Source organism: uncultured Gordonia sp. (assembly GCF_937858515.1).
Classification (GTDB): Bacteria; Actinomycetota; Actinomycetes; order Mycobacteriales; family Mycobacteriaceae; genus Gordonia.
The window spans coordinates 20,407-28,815 of sequence record NZ_CALLZT010000009.1 but is presented as its reverse complement, the minus strand read 5'-3'; the positions used below and the strand labels follow the sequence as shown (position 1 = coordinate 28,815).

General features: G+C 66.4%; 9 protein-coding genes. 4 read left to right on the top strand and 5 right to left on the bottom strand.

The annotated features are described in order from the left end of the window. Together Q0627_RS00780 and Q0627_RS00775 are read left to right on the top strand one after the other, a co-directional pair. Nucleotides 1-1,655: ERAP1-like C-terminal domain-containing protein (locus tag Q0627_RS00780; protein WP_298807167.1), on the top strand; the 1,655-nt coding region annotated here is incomplete at its 5' end. A 132-nt stretch (nucleotides 1,656-1,787) separates the two neighbouring features. Further along, nucleotides 1,788-2,345, top strand: a complete 558-nt coding sequence (locus Q0627_RS00775; protein ID WP_291020532.1) for a DinB family protein — start codon at nucleotides 1,788-1,790, stop codon at nucleotides 2,343-2,345. A 16-nt stretch (nucleotides 2,346-2,361) separates the two neighbouring features. On the opposite strand, the gene Q0627_RS00770 is transcribed toward Q0627_RS00775, so the two are convergent. Both Q0627_RS00770 and Q0627_RS00765 read right to left on the bottom strand, forming a co-directional pair. Continuing rightward, nucleotides 2,362-3,054 (bottom strand): response regulator, encoded by a 693-nt coding sequence (locus tag Q0627_RS00770; protein WP_291020531.1) that lies wholly within the window; start codon nucleotides 3,052-3,054, stop codon nucleotides 2,362-2,364. Beyond that, nucleotides 3,051-4,631 (bottom strand): ATP-binding protein, encoded by a 1,581-nt coding sequence (locus Q0627_RS00765; protein WP_291020530.1) that lies wholly within the window; start codon nucleotides 4,629-4,631, stop codon nucleotides 3,051-3,053. Before Q0627_RS00765 ends, Q0627_RS00770 begins: the two co-directional genes overlap by 4 nt. 160 nt (nucleotides 4,632-4,791) lie before the next feature. On the opposite strand from Q0627_RS00765, the gene Q0627_RS00760 reads away from it, so the two are divergent. Next, on the top strand, nucleotides 4,792-6,201 hold the full coding sequence (locus tag Q0627_RS00760) for a cation:dicarboxylate symporter family transporter (protein ID WP_291020528.1): 1,410 nt from the start codon (nucleotides 4,792-4,794) through the stop codon (nucleotides 6,199-6,201). A 75-nt stretch (nucleotides 6,202-6,276) separates the two neighbouring features. Here Q0627_RS00760 and Q0627_RS00755 read toward each other — a convergent pair whose 3' ends face one another. The 3 genes from Q0627_RS00755 to Q0627_RS00745 form a co-directional block, all read right to left on the bottom strand. Then, complete coding sequence (locus tag Q0627_RS00755) at nucleotides 6,277-6,762, bottom strand: DUF5130 domain-containing protein (protein WP_291020527.1); 486 nt, start codon at nucleotides 6,760-6,762, stop codon at nucleotides 6,277-6,279. After that, nucleotides 6,749-6,997 carry a hypothetical protein gene (locus Q0627_RS00750; RefSeq protein ID WP_291020525.1) on the bottom strand — a complete coding sequence of 83 codons (249 nt, stop codon included), beginning with the start codon at nucleotides 6,995-6,997 and terminating at the stop codon, nucleotides 6,749-6,751. Before Q0627_RS00750 ends, Q0627_RS00755 begins: the two co-directional genes overlap by 14 nt. Nucleotides 6,998-7,119: 122 nt before the next feature. Beyond that, the gene (locus Q0627_RS00745; protein WP_291020613.1) at nucleotides 7,120-7,668 is read right to left on the bottom strand and encodes an HNH endonuclease; all 549 of its coding nucleotides are present in this window, start codon (nucleotides 7,666-7,668) and stop codon (nucleotides 7,120-7,122) included. A 232-nt stretch (nucleotides 7,669-7,900) separates the two neighbouring features. On the opposite strand from Q0627_RS00745, the gene Q0627_RS00740 reads away from it, so the two are divergent. After that, nucleotides 7,901-8,326, top strand: coding sequence for a globin (locus Q0627_RS00740; RefSeq protein WP_291020611.1), 426 nt, complete (start codon nucleotides 7,901-7,903; stop codon nucleotides 8,324-8,326). Nucleotides 8,327-8,409 lie beyond the last annotated feature (83 nt).

The following is an 8,409-nucleotide window of genomic DNA, read 5'->3' as shown; positions in this document are numbered from 1 at the left end:
GCGACCTGGTCACCATGGACTGGTGGGATGACCTGTGGCTCAACGAGTCCTTCGCCACCTTCGCCTCCGTCCTGTGCCAGGCCGAGGCCACCGAGTACAAGAGTGCGTGGACCACCTTCGCCAACGTCGAGAAGTCGTGGGCGTACCGGCAGGATCAGCTGCCCTCGACGCATCCGGTGGCCGCCGACATCCCCGATATCGCCGCGGTGGAGGTCAACTTCGACGGCATCACCTACGCCAAGGGCGCGTCGGTACTCAAGCAACTCGTCGCCTACGTGGGTCTCGAGCCGTTCCTGGCCGGATTGCGCGACTACTTCGACGCCCACAAGTTCGGAAACGCCACTTTCTCGAATCTTCTTGCGGCACTGGAACATTCGTCTGGACGAGATCTGTCGGACTGGGGCAGTCAGTGGCTGCGGACCACCGGTATCAACGTGATCCGCCCCGATTTCGACGTCGACGCGGAGGGGAAGTTCACGCGTTTCGCCGTCGTGCAGGAGGGCGCGCAGCCCGGTGCGGGTGAGACCCGCGTGCACCGGCTGCGGGTGGGCATCTACGACGACAACGGCTCGGGCAAACTCGAACAGACCCACAGTGTCGAACTCGACGTGGAAGGTGCGACCACCGAGGTGCCCGGTCTCGTCGGGATCTCGCGCGGCGCTCTGGTCCTTCTCAACGACGGCGACCTGACCTACGCGTCGGTGCGCCTGGATCCCGAATCGCTGGCGACGGCCACCTCACGGGTCGCCGACATCGCGGACTCGATGCCGCGCACGCTGATCTGGTCGGCGGCGTGGGAGATGACCCGCCAGGCCGAGATGAAGGCTCGCGACTTCGTGGCGCTGGTGTCGGCGGGTATCGCCGCCGAATCGGAAATCGGTGTGGTGCAGCGGGTTCTGTTGCAAACCACCACCGCCCTCGACTCGTACGCCGATCCCTCGTGGGCGGATGCGACGGGCTGGCCGGAGTTCTCCGCCCGCGTGCTGGAACTGGCCCAGGCATCCGACGCCGGCTCCGACCATCAGCTCGCCTTCGTCAACACGCTGCTCGCAGGACGCCTGAACGACGACCAGATCCCGCTCGTCCGTGGACTTCTCGACGGTGACGACCCCGGCACGCACGGCTTGGCCAAGCTGAAGGTCGACACCGATCTGCGGTGGAAGCTGGTGCGCGCCTTGGCGACCGCCGGTGCGATCGACCCCGACCCGGAGTCCACGCCGGTCATCGACGCCGAGGAGCAGCGCGACAACACCGCCGCCGGCACCCGTCAGGCCGCGGCCGCCCGCGCATCGCGTCCGCTGCCGGAAGCCAAGGCGCACACGTGGACTCAGGCCACTGAGAACGACGCTCTGGCCAACATCTACACCCGCACCCTGATCGAGGGCTTCGCCCGTTCGGGTCAGGGCGGACTGCTCGGCGAGTACGTCGCCAAGTACTTCGCCGCCATCCCCGACATCTGGGAGCGTCGCTCCAGCGAGGTCGCCCAGACCGTCGTCCTGGGTCTATACCCGAGTTGGGCGATCAACGACGAAGCCATCGCCGCCGCCGACGCTTTCCTCACCGGAGAACACCCGTCGGCGCTGCGCCGGCTGATCTCCGAGGGCCGCGACGGCGTCGCCCGTTCCCTACGCAACCAGGCCTTCGACGCGAGCTGAGCCTCCGAGGTCTCGGCGATCGAGGTATATCACCCCGATCGCCGAGACTGCCAGGTAACACGGACCGAAGGTGTCCGCTATGGGTCGTAGCGTCGGAGAGGTCATGGACCGAACCGACGAAACGAGAATCCGATGGGCCTCTATACCGCAGTCACCGTCCCCGATGTCACCGGAGAAAAGCGCGAGCTGCTGACCATCCTCACCGATCAGCGCAACCTGTTCCGGATCACCGTGCGCAACCTGACCGAGGAACAAGCACGACAACGCACCACTGTCAGTACTTTGACGCTCGGCGGTCTCGTCAAGCATCTGGCCTCGGGCACCCGGGGCAGCACCGAGCAAATCATCGGGCGCGACGAGAACGCCGCGATCGACATGGCGGCACTCGCCCACGACTACGACCTGCTCCCCGACGAGACCTTCGAGGGTGCTCTGGCCGAGTTCGACGCCGCGGTAGAGGCTTTCGATGCGGCTGTCGTCGGCGTGAGCAGCCTGGACGAGATGATTCCGCTGCCGACGGCACCGTGGGCACCGGAGCGGGAATGGTCGACGGTACGCACCATCGTGCTCAACAAGATCCGCGAGTACGCCCACCACAGTGGGCACGCCGACATCATCCGCGAAGCACTCGACGGCCAGTCCACGATGGGCGCGATCTCCGAAGGACAGGACTGGGCTGACCAGTTCTGAACGGGGACAATCGAAGTCAGCGCCGCCAACGGTAGCGGATCTGAGGCCGGCCGGTGTTGCCGTATTCGGTAATCCGGGCGACGGTGCCGTCGTCGGCGAGCCGTTCGAGGTAGCGCCACGCTGTGACTCGTGAACTACCCACGGCCACAGCGACTTCCGATGCGGTGAGGCCGTCGTCGGAGTCGCGGACGGCGCGGCCCACAGCGTCCTCGGTGCCGGGTGCGGCACCCTTGCGGGCGGTACTGCGGCCGTCGGCGGTGCGCAACACCGCCAGGGCCCGGTCCACGTCCCGCTGGCTGACCGCGTCCATCCCGGAGCCGAGTGCGTCGCGATAGCGCAGATACTGCTGGATCTTCTCCTGGAAACCCGCGAACGTGAACGGTTTCAGCAGGTACAGCAGCACCCCGTGCGACATCGCGCTGCGCACACTGGCGAGGTCTCGCTGGGCGGTGATCGCGATGATGTCCGGGCCGGGCCGGACACCCGACAGGGCTGCCGCGAGGTCGATTCCGCTGGCGTCGGGCAGCCCGAGATCGAGCAGGGTCAGCGCGATCGGGGTACAGGCGCGAGCGGCCTCCGACGCCGTGCGCATCGCCTGCTGCGCCGTCGTGACAGCCGCGATCACCTCGAATCCGCCTATCCTGTCAAGGTATTCGCGGTGTGCGGCGGCGATCAGCGGGTCGTCCTCCACGATCATGACCCGGATCATCGTGCGCCTCCGGACCCCGTGGCCGCTGCCATCGTCGGCGCCGGTATCACGACGCTGACCACCGATCCGTAGGTGTTCTCGGCACGCAGTTCACCGTCGTGTGCGGCAACCACCTGCACTACCAGCGCCAGACCGAGGCCCCGGCCCCGGGCGTCGCCGCCGGACTTGGTGGAGAATCCCCGCTGTCGGGCCGCCACGAAGGTCTCCGGATCCATTCCGGGGCCGCTGTCGGCCACGACGATCGTCACCCCCGACCGGTCTCCGGCGACCGACACCTCCACCCAGGGATCGTCCGGATCGGCGGCGTCGAGCGCGTTGTCGACGAGGTTGCCCACCACCGTGACCATGTCACGCGGCGACAACACCGCGGTCGCGGAATCGTCGAGTTGCGAATCCTCGGTCAAGGTCAGGGCGATGCCACGCTCGGCGGCCTGTGCGCTCTTGCCCAGCAGAAGCGCCACCAGCGCAGGTTCGCTCACCGCCTCTGTCATGGTGTCGATCAGATGCTGGGACAGTTCCAGTTCGGTGGTCGCCATCCGCGATGCGTCGCCGGCCCGCCCCATCTCGATCATCGCGACAATGGTGTGCATCCGGTTGGCCGACTCGTGCGCCTGCGACCTCAGAGCCTCGGCGAACCGCGTCATCGAGTCGAGTTCACCCATCGCCTCGGACAGTTCGGTGCGGTCGCGGACGGTCACCACCGCGGAGGCATGCGTACCGGGCACCTGGGCCCGGTTCACCAGAAGTATCCGGCCTCGATGGGCGACCAGTTCGTCGTCGAGGATCAGTCCGTTCTCCCTCAGAAACTCCGGCGCGTCGGTCAGGTCCGGTTCCGGCTCACCGAGCAGCCGCCGCGCCTCGTCGTTACTGAGCACTATTCGCCCGTCCTCGATCACCACCAGGCCCTCGTGCACCGCGTGCAGCACCGCGTCGTGGTGCTCGTACATGATCCGCAGGTCGCGGGGTGCCAGACCGCCCGTCGCCCGCAGCAGCCGCCGCCTGATCAACGCCAGCCCCGCGACCGCTGCCAGGAGCGCCGCCAGCGCCACCGCGACGATCAGCGGAAGCTGCGAACGCCACCCTTGAGCGAGGGTCTGCTGCGTGATTCCGACGGCCACCATACCGACGACCGTCCCATCGTCGCCGTGCACCGGGGCGATGGTACGGATGGAGGGGCCCAGTGTTCCGGTGTAGGTCTCGGTGTAGATAAGCCCGGCCAACGCCTGCGCTGTGCTCCCGAGGTACTTCTCACCGATTCTGTCGGGGTTGGTGTGGGTGAACCGGGTGCCGTCCGGACCCATGATCGTGATGAACGCGACCCCGCTCTTACGGCGGATGCGTTCGGTGATCTCCTGCAGGATCGCCGACGGCCGCGCAGCCGACAATGCCTCGGCAGTGGCCGGCATCTCCGCCACACTCACGGCGATGGCAGTGACCTCTTTGCGGGCCATGCTGTCGGCATCGGAACGCGCATCGACGACGGCCAGCGTGCCCGCCCCCACGACGATCACGATCACCCCGAGCAGTACGAGCGCGACCGACTGGCCGGCCAGCGTCCGCGGTATCAGCCTGCGCACACAGCCCCTTTCCCGTCGCTGTTAATGCGAAGTGAACGAAATGAACAGAACCGTGACCCGAGTCACGGACATCCCCCACAATTCATACCGTCACATACGTCGGAGCGTGCGGTGTCACACCAGAAACCACAGCAGCGGAACCACAGAGGAAAGGCAGCACATGACGTTCAGATCGGATAACGAGGAATCCGTGCCCGCACCGTCACCCGAACGGATCGTCACCAAACGCGACCGGACGCACTGGCTGTATCTGGCGGTCATCGCGGCCGTCGTCGGCGGTGTGATCGTCGGGCTGGCGGCACCGGGGGTCGGCAAGGACATCGCCTTCCTGGGCACCATGTTCGTGGACCTGATCAAGATGATGATCGCCCCGGTCATCTTCTGCACCATCGTGCTGGGCATCGGGTCGGTGCGCCAGGCGGCCACCGTCGGCAAGGTCGGCGGGCTCGCGTTCGTGTACTTCCTGGCGATGTCCACGCTCGCGCTGGCCATCGGGCTCGTCGTGGGCAACCTGATCAAACCCGGCTCGGGCCTGGACATCGAGTCGGACCCCGGCAAGGGCGCCGAACTGGCCGACAAGGCACATGAGTCCGGCGGGACGATCGAGTTCATCCAGAGCATCATTCCCACGTCGATGTTCTCCGCGCTCACCGAGGGCAGCGTGCTGCAGGCCCTGTTCGTGGCCCTGCTGGTGGGTTTCGCGATCCAGGGCATGGGCCGCGTCGGCGAACCGATCCTCAACTCGATCGCCTACCTGCAGAAGCTGGTGTTCAAGGTGCTTACGATGATCCTGTGGGTCGCGCCGATCGGTGCGTTCGGCGCGATCGCCGGTGTCGTCGGCCAGACCGGCTGGAAGGCCGTCGGACAGTTGCTGATGCTGATGCTCGGCTTCTACATCACCTGCCTGATCTTCGTCTTCGGTGTGCTCGGCGTCATCCTGCGGACCTTCACCGGGGTGTCCATCTTCAAGCTGGTGCGCTATCTGGCCCGCGAGTACCTGCTGATCTTCGCGACCTCGTCGTCGGAGTCGGCGCTCCCCCGCCTGATCGCCAAGATGGAACACGTCGGGGTCAGCCAGTCGACGGTGGGTGTGGTTGTGCCCACCGGCTATTCGTTCAACCTCGACGGAACGGCCATCTACCTGACGATGGCATCGATCTTCATCGCCGACGCCATGGGCGATCCGCTGTCCATCGGCGAGCAGATCGGTCTGCTGGTGTTCATGATCATCGCGTCCAAGGGCGCGGCCGGGGTGAGCGGCGCGGGTCTGGCCACCCTCGCCGGCGGACTGCAAGCGCACCGCCCCGAGATGCTCGACGGTGTCGGTCTGATCGTCGGCATCGACCGATTCATGTCCGAGGCCCGCGCGGTGACCAACTTCTCCGGCAACGCCGTCGCCACCATCCTGATCGGCACCTGGACCTCGACGATCGACAAGGCCCGTGTCGACGACGTGCTCAGCGGCCGCAATCCGTTCAACGAGGCGGACATGCTCGACGAGGACCAACTGCACCTGCCTGCCGGCGAGGACGAGCAGTCGGCACCGCGGGACGCGACGGCCAAGTCCTGACGCCCACCCCGAACAGCAGATCGGCCGCTCACCCCGCGAGGGTGAGCGGCCGATCTGCTGAGTTATGCCGGTACGTCAGGAACCCGCGGCCGCGGTGGCCATCACGTGCAGCGCCGCGACCAATCCATCGATCAGGTTGCCCTGCCGAATGCTGGTGATCGCCGCGGACACACCGAGCTGGGCGACTCGGTCGTTGACGCGGTCGGCGACATCCTTACCGGACACGACGACGACGTCCTTGGTGTTGGGCGAGACCGCGATGAGCGCACCGTTGTACGGCTCGGGAGCCTTCCCGAGGATGGCCTTGGCGTCGGCGACCGCGTCGGCGCCCAAGTCACCGATGAACACCGAGAATCGCACGTGCGCGACCTCGCTGGATTCCTTCAGCGCGTCGTCGAGAGCGATCAGGTCGTCGTGGCTGAACGGCGGTGTGGTGGGCGCGTCACCCGGGAACCGGGTGGCCGACACCCGGCCGCTGTTGGTGACGACCGTTCCCATCGGCAGTGCGCTCGATGCGGTCGCCAGATCGCCCGCGTTATGGGCTACGTCACCACTTGCCACTTGCCGTACCTCCGTTTACGTCGTCGGACTCCGCGTGCCGCTCGGCCGTCATCGGCGCGATATCGGTGGCGCTGAACAGCAGCGGCTTGTGCGTCCACTTCTGGTCAAGGGTGTAGATCTGCACCTTGGGGTACTTCAGCCCGCCGGAGAACGTCATCGACACCACGCACGCCACTACAGACAGCACGACGAGGATTGTGATGGGCACTCCGATTGGGACGATCAGGTCTTCCATGTCACCCTTCCGATCAGTGTGGTGCACCTATTGGTGATCAATTTAGACCACCCGGCCGCCCGGCGGGCACTTACCCCTACGCAGTGTCGTAGACCGCGATGTCGGCGCCGCCTTCCGCACCCTCAGGCGGCACCGGCGTCGATGTACTGGACCCAGTCGGGATCGATGACCTTGACGGTTGCGAGCAGCCGCCAATGCCGGCCCTTGGGCGCGGCCGGCGCCACGCGCAGGGTCCAGCCGAGTTCGCTGAGCAGCTTGTCGGCCTTGCGATGGTTACAGTTCGCACAGCACGCCACGCAGTTCTCCCAGCTGTGCCCACCACCGCGGCTGCGCGGCATGATGTGGTCGATGGTGGTGGCCTTCGTCCCGCAGTACCCGCACCGGAACTGGTCACGATGCATGAGCGCGGCCCGGGTCAGCGGAACCGACGCCCGGTACGGAACCCGGACATAGGTACGCAACCGGATCACGGTGGGAACCGGCATCGCCATGCCGGCCGAGTGAACGCTGTTACCGGCGGCGTCGGCATGCACCACGTCGGCGCGATCACGCAGCACCAGCACGATCGCCCGCCTGATGGTGACGGCCGTGAGCGGCTCGAAGGTGGCGTTGAGCAGCAGGACCCGTCGCCTGCTCCAGAACGGTGCACCGCGGCCGCTCTCATCGGGCATAGCGCGGATCTCTCCGGCACCGGGCAGCACGGTCACACGTGCCCGCGTGCCGGTCTCGCGCTCGGCACCGCCTCGCGGGCTGTGGTGCGCGTGTCGCGTCATGGTGCCTCCCAGGTCAAGATCCTGACGTGACCAGTTGACCACGGTTGTGCACCGGACGCACGGGAAATAATCTCGCCACCGCCGGTCGATCGGCGGGTGTTGTTTGATGCTGTGCCCGTCGGCCGCGACAATGGTCCATGTGAGTTCCGACAGCCCCGGGCCGGCACCGGCCCAGCAGACCTTCTACGACGCGGTGGGCGGCAGCGACACATTCGACCGCATCGCCGCACGCTTCTACGAGGAAGTCGCGCGTGACGAGGTTCTGCGACCGATGTATCCCGAGGAAGATCTCGGCCCCGCGCAACAGCGACTGCGCATGTTTCTCGAACAGTATTGGGGAGGTCCCCGCACGTACTCCGATCAGCGCGGCCATCCGCGTCTGAGAATGCGCCACAACCCCTACCGGATCGGCCCGATCGAGAAGGACGCCTGGTTGCGGTGCATGCACACGGCGATCTCCTCGATCGAGGATTCGACCCTCGATGCCGCCCACCGGCAGGCATTGACCGAGTACGTGGAGATGGCCGCGCAGATGATGGTCAACTCGACGTTCTGAGTTCCACACGGCCGAGATTCCTGACACTTTGTCCGGAGATTGTCACGACACGAACGCAACCGAACCCGAGGTAGGTTTAGGAC